The sequence below is a fragment of the Parahaliea aestuarii genome (genome assembly GCF_008064635.1).
Lineage (GTDB): Bacteria > Pseudomonadota > Gammaproteobacteria > Pseudomonadales > Halieaceae > Parahaliea > Parahaliea aestuarii.
Genome location: NZ_VRYZ01000002.1, coordinates 330010 through 349895 on the forward strand (window position 1 = coordinate 330010; position 19886 = coordinate 349895).

Genomic DNA, 19886 nt, shown 5'->3' on the forward strand with positions numbered 1-19886 from the left:
ATGAGGATAGTTCAGAATGCCGCAACAATCGAAAGTCAACTGCAATATAGGGCCAAAAAAAGCGGGGCGGAATCCCACATACAAAAAAACCGCCTCAAGGGCGGTTTCCTGTGTATGTGGCGGACCGGACGGGACTCGAACCCGCGACCTCCGGCGTGACAGGCCGGCATTCTAACCAACTGAACTACCGGTCCAACGGCAGCATACTTATCGGCATCGATTGGTGGGTGGTGACGGGATCGAACCGCCGACCCTCTGCTTGTAAGGCAGATGCTCTCCCAGCTGAGCTAACCACCCCCTGAGCCGATGGAGGCGCATTATAGAGAGAATTAAGGGGGTGTCAAACGTTCCTCCCAATTTTTTCAGATTTTTTTCAGTGCGTTAAAAGCGCTTGATTTTAGTAGTAAAATTTGTGCCCTTGGGCGCTGCCAGCAGCGCCGTACCAGAAGCCCCCGGAAGGCGCCCGCGCGCCCTTCCCCAGTCCGGAATACCCCATGGAAATCTACAAGGAATTTCATTTCGAAGCGGCCCACCGGTTGCCCAACGTACCCGAGGGCCACAAGTGCGCCCGCCTCCACGGCCACTCCTTTCACGTGCGCATCAGTGTCTGTGGCGATGCCGCGGAACCCAGCGGCTGGGTGATGGACTTCGGCGACCTCAAGGCCGCCTTCAAGCCGGTGCTGGATGAACTGGATCACTACTACCTGAATGACATTCCCGGGCTGGACAACCCGACCAGCGAGAACCTCGCGCGCTGGATCTGGCGGCGTCTGCAACCGGCGCTGCCGCAGCTGAGCGCAGTGGAGATTCGCGAGACCTGCACCTCCGGCTGTATCTACCGCGGCGACTAGCCGCGCACCGCGCTGTTACAAAGCGGTAACATGAGTGAAACATCTTGACAGGTTCGCTGGCGCTACAGGGACAGCCTTCATCAAATTCATTCGAGTGAAAATGATCACCCACCCGCACACATCTGTTTCCAAATCCACCGGCATGGTTACCTTCCGTAGCATGGAAAAGAATGTTATGCACACGTCAGAGTGGTCACGAAGCTTTCACTAGCTTAGCTATTTCTTTAAATCAACAACTTCACAAAAATATCGCAACTCATTGTATTTATTGACTATTTATTAATTGCTCGAATTTTAAGCAATTTGTAACAAACCCGGTAGATTGGGCGCCTCACGCACGGTTAAACAAAATACTCACCGAGTTATCCACAGAAACTGTGGACAAGAGTGAGGGGGCTCGCCGGGCAGATGAGGCGCCCGAATCCAGTGCGCAGGCACGCCGACGAGCCGGCACAATTATGGTGCAGAATGCACCACCGAAAGCACCTCGCTGAACGCCCGGTATTCGCCCACAAGGAGACGACGACATGACACTCACCCACTGGCTCTCGCTGTTTACGGTCTGCCTGCTGGGCGCCATCTCGCCCGGTCCGAGCCTGGCAGTGGTGCTGGGGAACACGCTGCGCCAGGGGCGCGGCGCGGGTCTTGCGGCGGCACTGGCCCACGGTGCGGGGGTCGGCCTGTATGGCCTGATCACGGTCAGCGGCCTCGCCGTGGTGATGACCAGTTCCCCGCGCCTGTTCGGCGGCCTGCAGATACTCGGCGCCTGCTACCTGGTCTATCTCGGCCTGCGCGGCCTGCTGGCTGGAGCGGCCCCGCCGGCCGCGGGCGATGAAACCGGGGCCCCGGCGCCCCGCCGTGGCAGCAGCGCCACGGCGGGCTTCCTGGTCGCCTTTCTCAATCCCAAGCTGGCCATCTTCATGCTGGCCCTGTTCAGCCAGTTCCTAGGGCCGGACAACCACTGGGGCGCCAAGACGGTGATGGTGTTGACGGTGGGCCTCACCGACGCCGCCTGGTACTCGCTGGTCGCGGTACTCGCCTCACGCCCGGGCGCGCTGGCCTGGCTGCGCTATCGCGGCGTACTGATCGAGCGGCTGCTGGCGGTGGTGCTGATTGTGCTGGGCTCGCTGGTGCTGCTGCGGGCGCTGGCCGCCCTGGCTGGATGACGGCCTTCAGTGCAGAGTGCGGTTGGGCTCACTGACCACCACCGCCTGCAGCTGCTTGCCCAGCATGATGACAAAGCCCTGCTCGCGCATCACGCCATCAAAACTGTAATCGAAGCGATACTGGCGCCAGATTTTCCAGCGCCCGCCGCCGTCGCGGCTGAGGGAGAGGCGGTTGATATGGACGGACTGGTCCAGCAGCTGGAAATCGTCCCGCGCACTGGCCCGCTCCACCGCCTGCACCGCCAGCTCCCGCACCCGGATGGAATCGAGGAAGTAGAGGCCGATAATGCCAAACAGAAAGAGAACCAGAATTTCGCCGAGACTGAGGTACATCGCTGCGCAGACTCCCGCAACCGGGGGTGAATGAATACAGGGCGGCAAGCATACCCACCGCCCCGCCCCGGCGCCACGGTTTTACACGTTCGCTATGCAAGTGTATTGTCAGCCCTCGCCATCCAAGAGCCCGCCATGCCCCCCTCAAGCAAAGCCGCGACCGCCGCACCAGACAGCACCAGCCGTGAGCAGCAGCGTGAAAAAACCCGCCGGCGCATCCTGCAGGCGGCCATCCGCTGCTTCAGCCGGGCCGGTTTCGCCGCCGCCTCCATGTCCAGTATCGCCCAGGCCGCGGGCGTCAAGAAGGCGCTGGTGCAATACCACTTCACCACCAAGGATGCCCTGTGGCAGGAGGCCGCGCGCAAACTGTGGGAGGAACGCAACGTCCGCCTGGCCGCGTTCATCGACAACCACGGCCGTCAGCCGATGGCCCAGCGACTGCGGCCGGCCTTCACCACCCTGGTGGAATTTACCCGCGAGCGCCCCGAATGGATGTGGATGATGTTCCACGAGGCCCAGGGTGACAGCCCTAGGGCGCGCTGGCTGCGCGAGCATTACCTGCAGCAGGACTACGCCCTTGGCGAACGCTTCGTGCGCGAGTGCCAGCAGCTGGGGCTTATCCGCCAGGCGGACCCGCTGCAGTTGCTGCACCTGATCTCCGGCGCCCTCACCTACAACCTGCTGGTGGCGCCCCAGACCAGGGCCATTACCGGCACCGACCTCGCCACTGCGGAGTCCATCGCCAGCCAGGTCGACCTGCTGCTGGCCATGCTGGCGCCCTGAGCCACTCAGTCCGCCAGCAGAAAGCGCCGCACGGTGGCATTGAACAGGCGCGGCTGTTCGGCGTGCAGCCAGTGGCCACAGCCCTGCAGTACCCGCAGGCTGGCATTGGGGAAGAGGGCTTCGATTAGCGGTCGGTGTTCCGGCAGGATGTAATCCGACAGTTCACCCTTGATAAAGAGTACCGGTCCGGCAAAGGGCTCTGGCGCAGCCAGCGCCTGGCGGGCGGCGGCGTAGTCCCGCAGCAGCCCCTCCAGGTTGAAACGCCAGCGGTAACTGCCGTCCTCGCCCGCCGCCAGGCTGAGCAGCAGGAACTGGCGCACCCCCGCTTCACTGATAAAGTCCGCCATGATGGCCTCCGCCGCACTGCGCGAGGTGGGCGCCGCGCTGGCAACCGCCTGCAGGGCGGCGAAAATCGCGTCGTGATGAGGCGGATAATCCACCGGCGCGATGTCCGCCACCACCAGTTTGCCTATCGTGCTCGGTGCATCCAGGGCGATACGCATGGCCACCTTGCCGCCGAGGGAGTGGCCCACAAGGTGGGAACGCTCCAGCCCCTGCGCCCGCTGCCACTGGCGAACCCCCGCGGCCAGCGCCTCCAGCGTCATGGACGGCAGCCAGTCGGAGCGACCGTGATTGGGCAGGTCGAGGCTGTGTACGCGGAAGTCCTCCGCCAGCGCCCGGGCCAGGGCACCCAGGTTGCTGCCCATGCCAAACAGCCCGTGCAGCAGGATGACGTCGGGGCCCTCGCCCCGGGAAGAAGAATGCAGGTGCAGATTCACTGCGCGCTGTGACCCCATCGAGATTTTGCTAACATGCGCGACACTATAACGGATCAGGAGTCAGCATGCGTTTGTACACCACCGCCGCCCGCCTTGGTGGCGCCCTTCTGCTCGCCGCCGGCCTGTGGGCCTGCAGCGGCACCCCGAGCTATAACCCCACAACCTTCCAGCCGGAGATGGACGCCCCGGAGTCATTCAAGGCGGTGAAAACCGTGATCATCCCCCACGTCAACCTGGGTCCGCCCTCGCGCAACTACCTCGAGGACGTCGCTCCCCGCATCGACGGCATGGTCACCACCTACCTGAAGAAGAACGGCTACAAAGTGCTGCCCCAGCGCGATTTCCGCCAGCACTGGAATACCGCCGTGCGCGCCTACGGCGACCCGGTGGACCCGACCACCGGCAAGGTCAACATGAAAAGCTTCGTGCAGATCATGAACAGCGTGCGTGACGAACTGCGCAAAACGACTGACCTCGACGCTTTCGTGTTCACCGACATTGTCGAGTTCGAAGTGCCCTTCAATGGCGGCCTCAAGCACCTGGCGCGCTGGGATGGCGTCACCCGCCGCCCCTCACTGCAGGGCCCCGGCGACGGCGTGTCCGCCGATTTCGACTGGAACAAGAACGCCGCCGTTGCCTCCCTGCAGGTAAGCATTTACGACATCGACCTCAAGCGCCTGTTCGCCAGCCGCGGCGGCCTGGACGCCACCGACGCCATCGATACCCGCTCCGCCAGCGGTCGCTACGTGCGGCGCCGCAGCGTGCTGGAGAACGAGGAATATTTGACGGAGGGGATCAAACTGGCATTTCATCCCTTTATCCGGTGGGAAGACTGGCCGGGAAACCCTGACTGAGGCGCACGAGATGCCTGGTAAACACCTGCCCAACACCATCGCCCTGCTGCTGGCCACGGCAGTGCCACTGGCCAGCGCGGCCAGCACCGATTTCAATCACTGCCGCAGCCAGCTGGCGGAATTCGCCATTGCCGAGGGCATTCCGGCCGACCTGGTGAATGCCACGGTGCCAGACCTGCAGGAACAGAAGCGGGTGGTGGAACTGGACCGCAAGCAGCCGGAGTTCATGCAGACCTTCGCCAGCTATGTGGACCAGCGGGTGAGTGAACAGCGGGTGCGGCGCGGGCGGGACCTGCTGGCCCGACACGGCGATTTTCTGGATGCGCTGCAGGATCGCTTCGGCGTCCCGTCCCGCTACCTGGTCGCTTTCTGGGGGCTGGAAACCAACTACGGCGGCTACCTCGGCAACATGCCGACACTGGACTCCCTCGCCACCCTGGCCTGCGACCCGCGTCGCGCCGATTTCTTTTCCACCGAGTTCGTCAATGCACTGCGGCTGTTGCAGCGGGAATCCCTGGAGCCCGCTGACATGGTGGGATCCTGGGCCGGGGCCATGGGGCACACCCAGTTCATGCCGTCGACCTACCTGCAGTACGCCATCGACGGCGACGGCGACGGCCGGGTCAACCTGTGGCGCAGCGAGCGCGACGCCCTGGCCTCCGCGGCCAATTTCCTCAATGGCCTGGGCTGGACGCCCGGGCTGCGCTGGGGTCGCCAGGTCACCCTGGCCGACGAATTTGACTACAGCGCCGCCGGCAAGGAGCGCCCCGCTACGCTGGCCGAATGGCGCGACCGCGGGGTCAGCAACCTGGACGGTTCGCCGCTGCCGGCGGCAGAACTGCCGGCCTCGCTGCTACTGCCCTCCGGTCACGGCGGCCCCGCCTTCCTGGTCTACGATAATTTCGATGTGGTGATGCGCTGGAACAACTCCCAGAGCTACGCCCTGTCCGTAGGGCTGCTGGCCGACCGACTCGCCGGCGCGCCCGCCGGCGACTACGCCAGCAGTGAGACGGACCCGGTCAGCATTGCCGAACTGCGCCGGGCCCAGGAAGCCCTGCTGGCCGCCGGCTATGACCCCGGCACCCCGGACGGCATTCTCGGCAGCCGCACCCGCGCTGCCCTGCGCGATTTCCAGCTGGCGGCGCGACTACCGGCAGACGGCTATCCGGACCGGGCAACCCTGAACAAACTGCTGCAGTAATGCGGCTGGCGGCCTTCAGGCCGCCAGCGCCTCCAGGCCGCGCTGGATACACCACATGGCCGACAGGCAACCCAGCAAATAGACAGGGAACGCGGCAAACCGGCCCGCGCTGTCGCCCAGCGGGCGGCGCACAAACAGCCAGATCAGCAGCACCAGCAGGATGAAGGCAATCTGCCCGACTTCAATACCGACGTTGAAAAACAGCAGCGCCAGCGGCACGTTGGCCTGGGGCAGGCCCGTCGCCGCCAGGGCGCCGGCAAAGCCCATCCCGTGCAGCAGGCCAAAGCCGCCAGCCAGCCACCAGGGATAACGTTTCACCAGGCCGTCCCCCCGGGTCAACTCCACCGCCAGCACAAAAATACTCACGGCAATGGCGAACTCCACCAGCTCCACGGGATAGTGGATATAGCCGAGGGCCGCCAGCGACAGGGTGATACTGTGCCCGACCGTAAAGGCGGTGATGGTCCACAGCAGGCGCGTGCCGCCGCCGACCAGCAGAATCAGGCCGAATACGAACAGCAGGTGGTCGACGCCGCCCCAGATGTGTTCGATTCCGAGCACGGTGTAGTCGCCCATGACCTTGCCGGCGCCTGGCTCCGCCGGCACCCGGTAGTCTGGATTTTCCGCGGTGAGCACTTGCTGGTAATAGCGCCCGTCCCGAAGAGTCAGCATGAACATGGCCGACGCCTGGTTCGACCCCAGCCCTTCGATGCCAAGGCGCTGCCCGACCAGTCCGGCCTCCCCCAGTGACGAGCAGTCCAGCAGCAGGCTTGTCACCTTGCCGGTGCCCTCCAGTTGCGATGGTGGCGCCTGGATGACCTCGCAGCCCTTGGGCCACAGCGGGCGCATGGGCACCGGGCTGGTGGCCTGCACGGGGGTCTTCCACACCAGGTTGAAGCGCCCCTCCCCGGCCCCGGTTACCTGCAGCAGAGAGGGCGCGAAACGGTGGGCCTGGGCTGGCAGCGCGAATCCAGCCACCAGGGTCAGCAGCAGGCACAGTCTGATCAACCGGTTCATGAGCGGCGCACCTCGAATTGCTCGCGCAGATCGTCAATGGCCGCCGCCAGCGCCTCGGCCCGTCTACGGGAGTAGAGATCGCGCTCCAGTTGCGGCCGCACTTCATCCAGTGTGGCATCGCGCGCCGGCTCGATGGATTCAACCCATACGTAATGCAAACCGTAAGTGGAGCGCAGCGGCCCCACCCACTGGCCGGGCTGTGGCGCCGCCTCCTGGAAATTCATCACGAAGGCCGCCCCGAAATTGCGCGCCAGTTGATCCGGCGTCTGGGCGCGAAACACATAGCCCGGCAGGAAGGGCGAGCTGAGCTGACGCGCCTCTGCGGCGCTCAGGTTTTCGCGCTGAATACGCTCGACGACATCAACCACCTCGTCTTCCCGCTCGCGGCTGAAGTAGAGCTGCTCGATAGAATAGCGCGGCGGTCGCCGCAGCTCGTCCTGCCGCGCGGCAAATTCGGCGGCAATGTCCGCTTCGATCACCTCCGCAGGCGGCCTGGCGGCAAGCAGCAGCTGCTCCATTACCTGGATCATGCGCCGTTTGATGACCTCGTCGCCCAGATGCAGGCGCATGTCCAGGGCCTGCTGGTAGCGCTCCTGGTCGCTGAGGTCCTGCCCCATGCCGAGAAAATCGAGATTGCGCAGCAGGCGCTGGTAGACCACCTGGTCGTAGAGGTGCAGCTCCAGCGACAGGGCGCGCTGGAACAGCATGTCGCGATCCAGCTCCTGGGTGATCATGCTCTGCAACTGCTCCTCGCTCGGTGGCTGGCCGGCCACCGCCAGCCACTGCTGGTGCAGGTTGTCGATCCGGGCCTCGCTCAGCGGGCCAACTACGGGTTTGGGCTCGGGAAAGGCCCAGCTCTGCAGAAAGAACAGTACCAGGCCAATGACAACAAAGTGCAGCCACGGCTGCCGCAGCCATGTGGGTAATGACATAGAGAAAACCCGCCCTGCCGTTGGGAAGCCGAAGTGACTAGTCGTCGTACTCGGCTGTGGATTTTTGTGCCTGGGCGGTGATGCCCGCGGTCAGGTCGACCTGGCTCAGCATCCCGGCGTTCCAGGTGGCGATGTAGTTGAGGCCGTCGGCGACCGAGTGATCGCGGGCATAGACCAGCATCTCCTTGCTGCCGCGCACCGCCAGCGGCGTCTTGGCGGCAATGGTCAGGGCGATCTCGCGGACGCCGGCGTAGAGCGCGTCACGGTCGTCGAACACCCTGTTCACGAAGCCCAGCCGACAGGCCTCTTGCGCCTCCATGCTGCGCCCGGTGTAGGCCAGTTCGCGCACCACGCCCTGTGGAATCAGGTGCGGGAGACGTTGCAGGGTGCCGACATCGGCGGTCATGCCGATATCGATTTCGCGGATGGAGAAGTGGGCATCCGCACTGGCGTAGCGCATGTCGCAGCAGCAGGTGAGATCGACACCGCCGCCAATGCAGGTGTTGTGGATGGCGGCCAGCACCGGTTTGCGACATTTTTCAATGGCGCTGAGATTGTCCTGCATGCGCAGCACCGTTCGCCGGAACTGCTCGGAGCGACGCGCCGGATCGGCGTGGTCGGAGATCACCTCGCCGAACATCCCCAGGTCAATGCCGGCACAGAAGTGCTTGCCATTGCCGGCCAGGATCACCACCCGCACGCCGGGTTCGGCATCCAGCCACTCGAAGCACTCCTGCAGCTCCCGCCACATGGGCGTATTCATGGCGTTGGCCCGCTCCGGGCGGTTCAGCGCCACAGTGGCCACTTTGTCTTCAATGCTGAGGCTGAGGGTTTCGTACTGGGGAGTCATGTTGTTATCTCTCTGGTGTGTTCAATTCGGGAATGCGATTGCTGGCGGTACAGAGTACGGACTACCAGCTGCTCAGAAAATCGTCGGGCTCCAGGGCCGGCAGGTTCTTGGCGGGCGTGGCGCGGGTACCCAGGTAGAGGAAGCCGGTAATTTCCTCACCGGGTGCCAGCCCCAGCACCTGCATCACCGCCGGGTCGAAGGCCGGGTCGCCGGTACGCCAGACGCCGGCGTAGCCCATCGCCTCCGCCGCCAGCAGGATACCGTGGGCGGCGCAGCCCGCCGACAGGCGCTGCTCCAGCGCCGGGACTTTCGGATGTTCCCTGATACGGGCAACCACCACCAGCAACAGGGGCGCGCGCAAAGGAGCATTGCGCGCCTTGTCCCGGGCCGCGGCATCGGCGCCGGGATTGCGCTGCAGCAGGCAGCGTTCCAGAGCCTCGCCAAAGGCGGCGCGACGCTCGCCGTCAATACGGATAAAGCGCCAGGGATTCAGCCAGCAGTGGTCCGGTGCACGCATGGCCGCGCGCACCATTTCCTTGAGCTCAGCCGGCCCCGGGGCCGGTTCGGACAGGCGCGGCGCGGAGTTGCGCTGCTGCAGGAAGTTCAGGATTTCGGACATAGGATCAGGCTTGGCAGTAAGCGGTCACAGTATTGGGCTTTCATTGGGTGTTCACAAAACAGCGGAGCGGCTAAAGACAGGCATCATAGCAGCTATAACCGGCCCGGGCGCCGTCAGTCCGCACCGACCAGCAGGTTCATAAATCCGGCATCCCCGGGGCAGGCGTCGACGTTGTCGCACCACCGGGCCAGCTCCCCGGCGGAGGACAATACCAGCCGGTGTTCGACGTGATCGACAATCCACAGGGGCTGCCCGAGCTCGGCTAACAGGGTCACCAGGGCGCGGCCGCTGCTGCCGGCCTGGCGCAGTGACAGCGGCGTCAGTTCGATCAGGATGCGCGGCACCTGAGGCAAGCGCTGCAACAGGGGCAGCAGACCTCGCATGACCTCGTGTTCATAACCCTGGGTATCGATTTTGATCATGGCGATGCGGTCGCTGCGCTGCGCCAGCCAGGCGCCGCCATCGAGCAGGGACACCGCCACGCTGTTGCGCCCCTCCCCCGTATCAAACAGCTGGTGGTCGCCGAGGTTGTCGTCACTGAGGTGCAAATGCGCCGCGCCGTCACAGGCCGCCAGCCCCGCGCGCACCGCCTGTGCCCAGGCCGCGCAGGCGTTGCGCTCGATATTGTCCTGCAGCAGCGCAAAGTTGGCCGGATCGGGCTCGAAGGCAAATACGCGACCGCCCGGGCCCACCCGGTGCGCCGCCAGTACGGTGAAATAGCCGAGGTTGGCGCCGACGTCGACAAACACGTCTCCACTGCCGAGGAATCGCTGTACCAGGCTGGTCTCAAAGGGCTCCCAGATGCCCTGCTCCAGCAGCTGGCGCGAAATGCAGCGGTCGCTCTCGCCGTGAACCCGCAGGACGGCGCCCTGCCCCAGCCCGGGTACGCGCAGTTGCGCCAGCACCTCAGGGGGCATAGGCACCCGGGGCCACGCCGGTCCAGCGGTGGAAGGCGCGGGAGAAACTGCTGGTATCGGAAAAGCCCAGCAGGAAGGCGATTTCGGTGAGAGAAGGTCGCGGCTGCTGACTGAGGTAGGAACAGGCCAGCTCGCAGCGGGTATCGTTGAGCAGCTGGTTGAAGGAGGTACCCTCGGCGCTGAGCTTGCGCTGCAGGCTGCGGACGCTCATGCCCAGCTCCTTCGCATAGTGCTCATGCCCCCGGGTGCCGCCGGGCATATCGCGCACCAGCAGGTTGCGCAGCTGGTTGGCGATGCGCCCCATCTCCAGCTGCTTCAGGTAATCCTCGATCACCCGATCGCTGGAGCGGGCCAGGTTCTCGTTGCCCCACTCCAGTGGCTGCTCCAGGTCCGCGCGATCAAACACCATCTCGTAGCGCGCCGCGCCGAAACGAATAGGGGCGCGGAAGAACTCGCGGAAGGGGGTTTCATCGGCGCAGCGCCGGCGCATCAGCGCTATCGACACCGGCGCGAATGCGGCGCCCTTGATCTTGCGCGACGAGCGCAGGATCAGCGACAGGATGGCTTCCATCGCCTCCAGCGAGGGGCCATGCTCCGGCGCCACCGGGTCCCAGCTCAGCACCACCGTATCCCGTTCCACCACCAGGCCTACCCGGGCGGCGTCCGACACCATGGGATTGAAGCGCGCCACGCGCTGCAGGGCTTCCAGCAGGGTGCTGCTGGCCATGAAGGCGTAGCCGAGGGCGTGGAAGGTGTTCTGGTTGGAATAACAGGGCACCCACAGGCCCAGGGTCTCGTCCTCCAGCGCCTGCACGCTCAGTTCCCACAGACGCGTGGTGTCGGCCAGCGGCAGGCGGGCATCCGGGTCGGCCAGCTGTTCCGGGGTCAAGCCCGACTGCTGCAACAGCAGGTCCGCATTGCAGCCGTGATCGCGCAGGGCCAGCAGCAGGACTTTCATCCAGCTGCTGATTACGGTGGGGTGGCGCTCGCTGTCAGGGATGCATTGCGACTGTGGCATCTTCGGTCATTAAGTTGGCGTAACGGGTCATGCGGCGTGTGCCGGGCTTGTATACCGTAGTCTCCGCTGCGATGTCCACCTGACGCCGATAATAACGGAGATTTCACCAGCTTATGAGTAGTGCCCGCATCCCCCGCAACAAGGAAAACGACTACAGCCACGAAGCCGCCGCGATGCGTCGCGCCTTTATCGAGGACCAGGGCCAGTGCCGCCTCGAGCATGTCGGCAGCTATTCCTTTGACCCGGCGACGCTGCCCGGCAACATCGAGAACTTTACCGGCGTGGTGCAGATGCCGCTCGGCTACGCCGGCCCCCTGCGGGTCATCGGCGAACACGCCCACGGTGAATTCTATGTACCCATGGCCACCACCGAGGGCACCCTGGTGGCCAGCTACAGCCGCGGTATGCGCCTGACCCGGGAGGCCGGCGGGGTGACCACCACGGTGGTGGACGACGCCATGCAGCGCTCCCCGGTATTCGCCTTCAGCGACGCGCGCGGCGCCCGCGACTTCGGCAACTGGATCAGCGAGCACTTCGCCAGCATCAAGGCCGCCGCCGAAACCACGACCCGCAGCGGCAAGCTGCGCAATATCGAGCAGTACGCCGCCAGTCGCATGCTCTACCTGCGTTTCAACTACACCACCGGCGACGCCGCCGGGCAGAACATGTGCGGCAAGGCCACCTTTGCCGCCTGCCGCTGGATACTCGACAACTACCCGGGCACCATCGGCCGCTACTTCCTGTCGGGCAACATGGATACCGACAAGAAACACTCCCAGCTCAATACCCTGCACACCCGCGGCAAGCGCGTTATCGCCGAAATCACCCTGCCCCGCGAGTTGCTGCGCGACCTGATGCGCACCACGCCCGAAGCCATGTACGCAGCGCGCATGGCGTCCCAACTGGGTGGGCTCATGGCCGGCGCCGTGCACAACGGTGTGCACCCGGCCAACGGTATCGCCAGTGTGTTCATCGCCACCGGGCAGGATGAAGCCAACGTGGCGGAATCCCACGCCAGCCTGGTACACGCCGAGATCACCCCGGAGGGCGATTATTACTATTCAGTGACACTGCCCTCGCTGATCGTGGCCTCCTACGGCGGCGGCACCGGTTTGGCCACCCAGCGCGAATGCCTGGAATCCATGGGCTGCTACGGCGCCGGCAAGGCCCACAAGCTGGCGGAAATCGTCGCCGCCACCGTGCTCTGTGGCGAAGTGTCGCTGGGGGCGGCGGTGGTGTCCGAGGAGTGGGTGAGCAGCCACGACGAACTGGGGCGCAACCGGCCCTGACCGGCGCGCCGCAAGGCTTCAGTGCAATAACAGTAATAACTAACAACCATCAGAGGAAGCAGTACCATGCATAAAAAAACACTCGCAACCTGCAAGCACCCGCTGTCGGCGGCGCTGTCCGGGCTCGGAAAGTCAGCCGGCGCCGTACTTCTCGGTGGTGCGGTCACGCTGGCCAACAGCGCAGCCGCACAGGCCCAGGAAGAGCGCCGCGGGGGCACCGCCGCCATGCTTGAAGAAGTGGTGGTCACCGCACGCAAGCGGGCAGAACTGTCACAGGATGTACCCATGGCGATCTCCGCCTTCGGCTCCGACCAGATCGAGGCCCTCAAGGTGCGCGACCTGACCAACCTGTCCGTCGGGCTGCCCAACGTAACCCTGGACGATGCCGGCACCACCCGCGGCGTCGCCAACTTCTCCATCCGCGGCCTCGGCATCAACAGCACCATTCCCTCCATCGACCCGACCGTGGGCGTGTTCGTCAACGGCGTCTACATGGGTGTGAACAGCGGCATCATTTTCGATGTATTCGACCTCGAGAGCATCGAAGTGCTGCGCGGCCCGCAGGGCATCCTGTTCGGGCGCAACGTGACCGGCGGCGCCATCCTGATGAACTGGAAGCGCCCCACCGAGGAACTGGACGGCACCATCCGCGCAGCGGTCGACGGCGGCGGCGACGGCGGCATCAACAAGTACCTGATGGGCGCCATCGGCGGCCCGATTACCGACACCCTGTCGGCACGCGTGACCGGCTACTGGAACGAGGACGACGGCTACTTCGAAAACCAGTTCGACGGCGGCGACGTCGGTGCGGTGGAGCAGCAAATGGTGCGCGGCAGCCTGCTGTGGACGCCCACCGACAGCATCGACTTCATCCTGCGCTACGAAAACACCGACATCGATGGCGACGGCCCGGTGGCCCAGTCCCACACCAACGGCTCCGGTGTGCCCGGCACGCCCTTCAATGCCGACCGCGACAGCTTCGATGTCAACTACAACGAAGTAGGCTACGGCCGGGTGGAAACCGATTTCCTCAGCGCCGAGATGAATATGGACGTGGGCCTGGGCGACGGCACCGTCACCGCCATCTACGGCTGGCGCGACGCCGAGAGCAGCACCCTGGGCGACATCGACTCCCAGCCCACCAGCATGTTCCACTCCACGTCCAACATGACCACCGAGCAGAACAGCTTCGAATTGCGCTACAACGGCCAGTTCGGCAACGCCAACGTGACCACCGGCCTGTACTGGTTCGACCACGACCTGGCCTACTCCGAGAGCCGCAAGCTGCTGGGTTTCCTCACCAACGCGGCGACCGGCGGCGCACTGCCCGATTCACTGGCCTTCCAGATCCAGGACGGCGGCGGTTTCTACGACGTGGAAACCCTGGGCGCCTTTGCCGCTGTCGACTACGACCTCACCGACAGCCTGACCCTGACCGCCGGCATCCGCTGGTCTTCGGAGGAAAAATCCGCGCAGATCGCCTCGCTGAACCTGAACACCAACGTCCTCGACCCGGTGGCCACCATCGTCAGTGGCACGCCGACCTACGCCAACCCGATCAACGGCCAGGATACCCGCTGCAACTTCGTGGAAGGACCCGTCTGCCCCATCGACTTCGACGACAGCGAGAGCTGGGACACCTGGGCGCCCAAGCTCGGCTTCACCTACGCGCTGAACGACAACAACCAGGTCTACGCCTTCTGGAGCCGCGCCTTCCGCTCTGGCGGCTACAACCTGCGCAACACCGACCCGGCCTTCGCCCCCGGCCCCTTCGACGAAGAGCAGGTGGACAGCTACGAACTGGGTTACAAGTCGACCCACGACTGGGGCCGCCTGAACGCCGCGGTGTTCTACACCGACATCGGCGACATGCAGCGCGAGGTAAACCTGCCGGACGCCACTTCCGGCGTGGTGCAGATCATCGACAACACCGCCGACGCCAGCATCTACGGCATCGAACTCGACGCCGCCTTCCCGCTCACCGACGACCTGGTACTGAGCGCCGGCCTCGGCTACCTCGACGCCGGCTACGACAAGGTCATCTTCGACCTGAATGGCGACGGCGTGGTGGACGGCAACGACGAGGACCTGGAACTGCCGCGGGCACCGGAGTTGACCTATAACGTAGGCCTGAACTACGACCTGAGCCTGGGTGACTGGGGCTACGCCACCGCCCGCGTCAGCTACGCCTACCGCGACGAGTCGGCCTACACCGACAACAACCGGGGTTACATCCTGGAGCAGGACGTCCTTGACCTCGGCCTGGACATCTACTCCAACAGTGGCCACTGGGTGTTCTCGGTCTACGGCCGCAACCTGCTGGACAGCGTCAAGCACGGCGGCGATACCCAGTTGCCCGCGGCCCTCGGCCCGATTCCGCTGGGCGGTACGCTGGCGCCGCTGGCCAAGGGGCAGGTCTACGGCCTGGAAGTCACCTACAACCTGTAATGGCGCGCAGTTCGGGACCTGTCGGCCGTCCCGGCCGCCAGGTCTGATTAGTGCTCCGCAACAGGCCCGGCTATCCGCCAGGCCTGTTGCGTTTCAGTACCAGAAAATACACAGTGTCAACATTTTTGGAATTGTGAGTATTGCCAAGGGACAAGCACTCACCTTCGTGGCAGAATCACTTGGGGTGGGAATTGCGGCCCGCTGCGGGACCATTACACGGTGCCGCGTCGAACTAACCGCTGCCCACCTGGCAAGCGCAGAACCAATAGCTTGCCCGGTTCAGGTAAAACAGCGCACACTGCGCCCAGAATAACGACGCCGTGCCATTGAGCGCGGCCAGCTCGAAGGACGAATCAGCACTGCCTGCCCAGTTGGCAGCCGTCGCATGACCTTCTGTCTCTCGCAGTTTTCCGTTTGATAATAGCTATAAAGCAACAACAGAAAGAGGGAATAACACTATGCACAACAACACACTCGCAATCCGCAAGCACCCGCTGTCAGCCGCACTGACCGGGCTCGGCAGGTCGGCCGGTGTCGCCCTGCTGGGTGGCGCGGTCACGTTCGGCAGCATCGCCGTGCAGGCCCAGGAAGAGCGCCGGGGTGGTTCAGCCGCACTGCTGGAGGAAGTTGTCGTTACCGCTCGCAAGCGGGCCGAGGAATCCCAGGACGTACCGGTGGCAATTTCCGCCTATGGCGCAGACCAGATTGAAGCGCTGAAAGTCAGGGACCTTACCAACCTCTCCGTGGGCATGCCCAATGTGGCGCTGGATGACGTCGGCACCAGCCGCGGCGCGGCCAACTTCTCTATCCGCGGCCTCGGTATCAACAGCTCCATTCCCGGGATCGACCCAACAGTCGGGCTGATCGTCGACGGGGTCTACCAGGGCATGACAGTGGGCACCGTCTTCGACACCTTCGACCTTGAGAGCATCGAAGTGCTGAGGGGCCCGCAGGGCACCCTGTTCGGCCGCAACGTTACCGGCGGCGCCATTCTGATGAACACCAAGAAACCCGGTGACGAATTCGAGCTAACCCTGCGTGCCGCCGCCGACCAGGGCGATGAAGGCGGCCTGAACAGCTACCTTATGGGCAGTGTCGGCGGCCCGGTGACTGACTGGATGGCGGCCAAATTCACCGCCTACTACAACGACGATCAGGGCTGGCTGGAGAACAGGCGGGACGTGGGTGGCTTCCTGCCTGAGAACCTCGTTGGCAAAGACCTGGGCGCCATCGAACAGACCATGTTCCGGCCGGTTGTGGTGATTACCCCGAGCGATCGAGTGGAGCTGACACTGCGCTATGAATACTCGGAAGTCGAAGGCGACGGCCCCGTATCCCAGTGTCACACCAATGGCTCTGGCGTTCCCTGTGCTTTCCAGGGCTATGATCGCGAAGACTTCAAGGTATCCATCGACGAGCCCGGCTTCCAGGAAGGCGAGACCAACTCCTTCACTGCCCAACTGGACTGGGACGTTGACTTTGGCGATGGCACCATCACCAACATCTTCGGCTGGAGGGACTACGATTCAAGCTCTCTGGGCGATATCGATGCCCAGCCGGTATGGCTGTTCCATGCCCCCGCCTGGCTGCAAACCGAGCAGTACAGTAACGAGCTGCGCTACAACGGTCTGTTCAACAATGACTTCAATGTCACGGCCGGCGTTTACTACTTCAACAACGACATCACCTACCACGAGCGGCGCGAGTTTGGCGGCATCGCCACCGGGGGTGCAGGGCCTTTCCTGCAGGCTGACGGTGGTGGCACCCTGGATGTCGAATCCTGGACCGTATTCGGGCAGGTGGACTACGACCTGAACAGCAGCCTGACGCTTACCGCGGGTATCAACTACTCGGAAGAGGACAAGGAAGCGCGCATCGTTTCCCTGATCGACAACGTCAACTCACCCTGTAACGTGGTGGTCAATAACGACTGTCCCTTCGACTTTGAGGACGAGGACAGCTGGGATGCGTTCTCACCCAAGCTCGGCTTTACCTGGCACACGTCGGACAGCTCACGCATCTACGGCTCCTGGTCCCGCGGCTTCCGCTCTGGCGGCTACAACCTGCGCAACACCTCCGCCGATCCCAACGACATTCCCGGCCCCTTCGATCAGGAGCAGGTGGACAGTTTCGAGGTGGGTTACAAGTCGGAATTCAGCCGCGGCAAGCTGAATGCCGCCGTGTTCTACAACCAGGTGGACGACATGCAGCGGGAGATCAACCTCCCCAGCCAGGGCGTGGGCGTGGTACAGCTGATTCGCAATACCGCTGAGGCCACTCTCTTCGGTGTCGAAGTCGATGGTACCTTCGCTCTCACCGACAACCTGGTTGCCCAGGCTTCTATCGGCTGGCTGGATGCCGAGTACGACGATGTGTCCTTTGACCTGAATGGAGATGGTGTTGTCGACGGCGCGGACGAGTCTCTCGACCTGCCCCGCGCGGCCGAACTGACCTACTCCCTGGGCCTGAATCACGATATGGACATCGGCGACCTGGGTTACCTGAGTTCGCGGATCAATTACGCCTACCGCGATGAATCCGCTTACACCGACAACAACCTCGGCACCATCGACGAGCAGGACATCCTGGATATCGGCTTCGATTTCTACACCGCGAACGGTCACTGGGTATTCTCCCTGTACGGCCGCAACCTGCTGGATACCGTGAAACAGGGTGGCGACACCCAACTGCCGGACTCTCTGGGCGGCCTGCTGCCCTGGGGCGGCAGCTTCTCACCACTGTCCAAGGGTACCCGCTACGGCATCGAGGTAACTTACAACCTGTAAGCCACCCCGCCACCAGGCAACAAAAAAGGGCGGCCTCCGGGCCGCCCTTTTTCGTTTTCGCCATCAATTATCCGATAGCGAGCAAGCTACCCGATCAATCGTCGAGGCCGACGCTGCCAAAGGGTGATTCCAGCTCCAGCGACACCCGGTGCGGCCCCACCTGCAGCTCGCTCTGGCCCATCACCACGTCATCGTCCCCCAGTACCCCGTAATCGAAGTGGTAGGTGGGACTGATGTCGCCGGCAATCATGGCCTCATCGTAGGCCGCCTGGCGCTCGCGCACGCCCTCGTTGGCGGCCTCCCAGGCCTTCCATTCGCTGTCGCTGTAGCGCGCCTGCAGCAGTTTGCGGGTAACGCGCGGGCTCAGCAGCGAGGCGGTGGCGTTGTTGCCGCCGAAGCCCTTGGAATTCACCAGGGTGTAGTACAAGGCGTTCGGATCGATCTCCCGGTGCCTGTTGCTCAGGTCGAGATGGTCGCGGTGCACGTCCTCGGCAAACTCCTCCACCGTGCTGATACCCGGCACCAGGCCGTGGGCCCAGGTGCCGAGCGTGGTCGTCACCTGGTCGCCGGAGGCCGAACCCAGTGAATGGCCGAGGTAGCACTTAATGGCCGCGACCGGCCAGTGGTCAATGCCGAAGGCTTTGGCCGTTTCCTCCAGAATGCGCGATTCGGTGACCCGGTTCTGGGGGGTGCCGGTGCCGTGGGCCTGCACCAGGCCGCCGCTGCGCAGGGCCTTGTCGCCGATGATGGCGCGCACGCCCGCCATCGCCCGGGCCATGGTGAGGTAGTTGCCCACCCCGGGGCCAGAGATGGACTTCTTGAAACCGTCGGCGTTGACGAACACATCCGGCGCCGCACCAAACATCGTGGCGCCCGTCTCCAGCGCCAGCGCGTCGTCGAACAACACCACCATCTGCGCTGACTCGGCAATGGTGAAACCGCAGTTGTCGGCGAAGGGGCGGCAGGCACGGCGGTGATCCGGGCTCTGGCTGTCATCCAGACCGTCCAGCGCGCGCAGCCCCTTGTCGGTGGCCAGGGCGCCCATGGCGGCGTAACCCTCCATCACCTCGGGGTTGATGGGTGCCTCGGCGGAGCCGATAAAGGCCACCCGGGCGCGGCCGCTGCGAATGTCGTCGATACCCAGGCGCAGGTTGTACAGGAAAGAAGCGCAGGCCCCGAGGCTGGCGCCGGTGGAGCCGAGGCTGCCGAGCACATAGGCATTGACGAAGTCCGCCGGCATTTCGGCCAGGCTAAGGGGGCAGAATTTGGAGGTGACCCGCTGGCCGTTGTAGCGGGCCTTGAGCATGCCGCCGGCGCCGGCGCCGTCCATCTGACCCATGGCGCTGCCGGCGTAGACGCTGACCTGTTCCACGCTGACCCGCCGGGCGACGTCTTCCCAGTCCAGCCCCAGGCTGCCCAGGGCATCCGAGGCGGCATAGACCATCATCTGCAGGCCCCGCGGGTGATTGCGCGAGGGGTAGAGTTTACCCGGCTCGAAGCCGGTGGGCAGCTGGCCGGCCGCCTTGACCTCGAACTCGCGGATGGTCGGCAGCAGGAACTCCTGCTGGCCGCGGATTTTGACATTGGCGTGGGTGACGGTGGTGGGGGTGACCTCCCACTCGGGGGGGATCACTTCCGGCAGGTACTGGCGCTTGATATCGAAGGTGACCGGCTGGCCATTGCTCTGGGTGGGAAAGCGGCGGTTCCACTGCACGCGATCGACATCGAAATGGTTCAGCTCCACCCGCCGCACCAGGGTGTGGTCGAGGATGTAGTGCTCGTCAGCGCTCTCTACACTCCCGCCACTCTCCAGCCCCATCAGCCGGGCCAGCGCGGCGAAGGTACGCTGGCGCTCCGCGGCCGGCAGCGCCGACTGCACCAGCCGTCGATACGCATGGTGATTCGAAGCCCGCCCGGCGCCGTTGATACCACCAAATCCCACAATCACCGGCAAACGCTGCGCACCCATTACCACTTCCTACCTCTGGTTGTCTGTTGACTGGCCCCAGTGTACGGCGGGAGCCTCCCTATTGATCAGGCTAT

At 64.2% G+C, this 19886-nt stretch carries 17 protein-coding genes and 2 tRNA genes; 8 read left to right on the plus strand and 11 right to left on the minus strand.

Annotated features, from left to right (window positions below; genetic code table 11):
- Nucleotides 1–117: 117 nt before the first annotated feature.
- Nucleotides 118–194: transfer RNA gene (locus FVW59_RS05800), tRNA-Asp, on the minus strand.
- 27 nt (nucleotides 195–221) lie between these two features.
- Nucleotides 222–297, minus strand: a tRNA-Val gene (locus tag FVW59_RS05805).
- 197 nt (nucleotides 298–494) lie between these two features.
- Between FVW59_RS05805 and queD the strand changes: the two genes are divergently transcribed.
- Both queD and FVW59_RS05815 read left to right on the plus strand, forming a co-directional pair.
- On the plus strand, nucleotides 495–851 hold the full coding sequence (gene queD, locus FVW59_RS05810) for a 6-carboxytetrahydropterin synthase QueD (protein ID WP_148063287.1): 357 nt from the start codon (nucleotides 495–497) through the stop codon (nucleotides 849–851).
- Nucleotides 852–1378: 527 nt separating this feature from the next.
- Nucleotides 1379–2017, plus strand: coding sequence for a LysE family translocator (locus FVW59_RS05815; protein ID WP_148063288.1), 639 nt, complete (start codon nucleotides 1379–1381; stop codon nucleotides 2015–2017).
- Between the two features lie 6 nt (nucleotides 2018–2023).
- Here FVW59_RS05815 and FVW59_RS05820 read toward each other — a convergent pair whose 3' ends face one another.
- Nucleotides 2024–2350 carry a DUF3301 domain-containing protein gene (locus tag FVW59_RS05820; protein ID WP_148063289.1) on the minus strand — a complete coding sequence of 109 codons (327 nt, stop codon included), beginning with the start codon at nucleotides 2348–2350 and terminating at the stop codon, nucleotides 2024–2026.
- 135 nt (nucleotides 2351–2485) lie between these two features.
- Between FVW59_RS05820 and FVW59_RS05825 the strand changes: the two genes are divergently transcribed.
- Nucleotides 2486–3133, plus strand: a complete 648-nt coding sequence (locus FVW59_RS05825; protein WP_187275784.1) for a TetR/AcrR family transcriptional regulator — start codon at nucleotides 2486–2488, stop codon at nucleotides 3131–3133.
- A gap of 5 nt (nucleotides 3134–3138) precedes the next feature.
- Here the strand turns inward: FVW59_RS05825 and FVW59_RS05830 are convergent, their stop codons facing one another.
- Entirely contained in the window at nucleotides 3139–3930 is a 792-nt protein-coding gene (locus FVW59_RS05830; protein ID WP_222711436.1) for an alpha/beta fold hydrolase, read from the minus strand.
- Nucleotides 3931–3977: 47 nt separating this feature from the next.
- Here FVW59_RS05830 and FVW59_RS05835 point away from each other — a divergent pair, with 47 nt between their 5' ends.
- Together FVW59_RS05835 and FVW59_RS05840 are read left to right on the plus strand one after the other, a co-directional pair.
- Nucleotides 3978–4766 (plus strand): hypothetical protein, encoded by a 789-nt coding sequence (locus tag FVW59_RS05835; RefSeq protein WP_148063291.1) that lies wholly within the window; start codon nucleotides 3978–3980, stop codon nucleotides 4764–4766.
- A gap of 10 nt (nucleotides 4767–4776) precedes the next feature.
- A complete protein-coding gene (locus tag FVW59_RS05840) occupies nucleotides 4777–5967 on the plus strand; it encodes a lytic murein transglycosylase (protein ID WP_148063292.1) in 1191 nt (396 codons plus the stop codon).
- Between the two features lie 15 nt (nucleotides 5968–5982).
- Here the strand turns inward: FVW59_RS05840 and FVW59_RS05845 are convergent, their stop codons facing one another.
- From FVW59_RS05845 to FVW59_RS05870, 6 genes are all read right to left on the minus strand, one after another.
- A complete protein-coding gene (locus tag FVW59_RS05845; protein ID WP_148063293.1) occupies nucleotides 5983–6984 on the minus strand; it encodes a HupE/UreJ family protein in 1002 nt (333 codons plus the stop codon).
- Nucleotides 6981–7916, minus strand: a complete 936-nt coding sequence (locus FVW59_RS05850; RefSeq protein WP_148063294.1) for a peptidyl-prolyl cis-trans isomerase — start codon at nucleotides 7914–7916, stop codon at nucleotides 6981–6983. The genes FVW59_RS05845 and FVW59_RS05850 overlap by 4 nt, the downstream gene beginning before the upstream one ends.
- A gap of 37 nt (nucleotides 7917–7953) precedes the next feature.
- On the minus strand, nucleotides 7954–8766 hold the full coding sequence (locus FVW59_RS05855; protein WP_148063295.1) for a crotonase/enoyl-CoA hydratase family protein: 813 nt from the start codon (nucleotides 8764–8766) through the stop codon (nucleotides 7954–7956).
- 61 nt (nucleotides 8767–8827) lie between these two features.
- Nucleotides 8828–9385 carry a nitroreductase family protein gene (locus FVW59_RS05860; protein WP_148063296.1) on the minus strand — a complete coding sequence of 186 codons (558 nt, stop codon included), beginning with the start codon at nucleotides 9383–9385 and terminating at the stop codon, nucleotides 8828–8830.
- A gap of 113 nt (nucleotides 9386–9498) precedes the next feature.
- Nucleotides 9499–10302, minus strand: a complete 804-nt coding sequence (locus tag FVW59_RS05865; protein ID WP_148063564.1) for an FkbM family methyltransferase — start codon at nucleotides 10300–10302, stop codon at nucleotides 9499–9501.
- Complete coding sequence (locus FVW59_RS05870; RefSeq protein ID WP_148063297.1) at nucleotides 10292–11320, minus strand: AraC family transcriptional regulator; 1029 nt, start codon at nucleotides 11318–11320, stop codon at nucleotides 10292–10294. Before FVW59_RS05870 ends, FVW59_RS05865 begins: the two co-directional genes overlap by 11 nt.
- A 113-nt stretch (nucleotides 11321–11433) precedes the next feature.
- Between FVW59_RS05870 and FVW59_RS05875 the strand changes: the two genes are divergently transcribed.
- The 3 genes from FVW59_RS05875 (at nucleotide 11434) to FVW59_RS05885 (ending at nucleotide 17843) form a co-directional block, all read left to right on the plus strand.
- A complete protein-coding gene (locus FVW59_RS05875; protein WP_148063298.1) occupies nucleotides 11434–12609 on the plus strand; it encodes a hydroxymethylglutaryl-CoA reductase in 1176 nt (391 codons plus the stop codon).
- Nucleotides 12610–12675: 66 nt separating this feature from the next.
- The gene (locus tag FVW59_RS05880; protein WP_148063299.1) at nucleotides 12676–15057 is read left to right on the plus strand and encodes a TonB-dependent receptor; all 2382 of its coding nucleotides are present in this window, start codon (nucleotides 12676–12678) and stop codon (nucleotides 15055–15057) included.
- 458 nt (nucleotides 15058–15515) lie between these two features.
- Nucleotides 15516–17843: a TonB-dependent receptor gene (locus FVW59_RS05885; RefSeq protein WP_148063300.1), complete on the plus strand. Its 2328-nt coding sequence runs from the start codon at nucleotides 15516–15518 to the stop codon at nucleotides 17841–17843.
- A 94-nt stretch (nucleotides 17844–17937) separates the two neighbouring features.
- Here FVW59_RS05885 and FVW59_RS05890 read toward each other — a convergent pair whose 3' ends face one another.
- Complete coding sequence (locus FVW59_RS05890; RefSeq protein WP_148063301.1) at nucleotides 17938–19812, minus strand: beta-ketoacyl synthase; 1875 nt, start codon at nucleotides 19810–19812, stop codon at nucleotides 17938–17940.
- Between the last annotated feature and the right edge of the window lie 74 nt (nucleotides 19813–19886).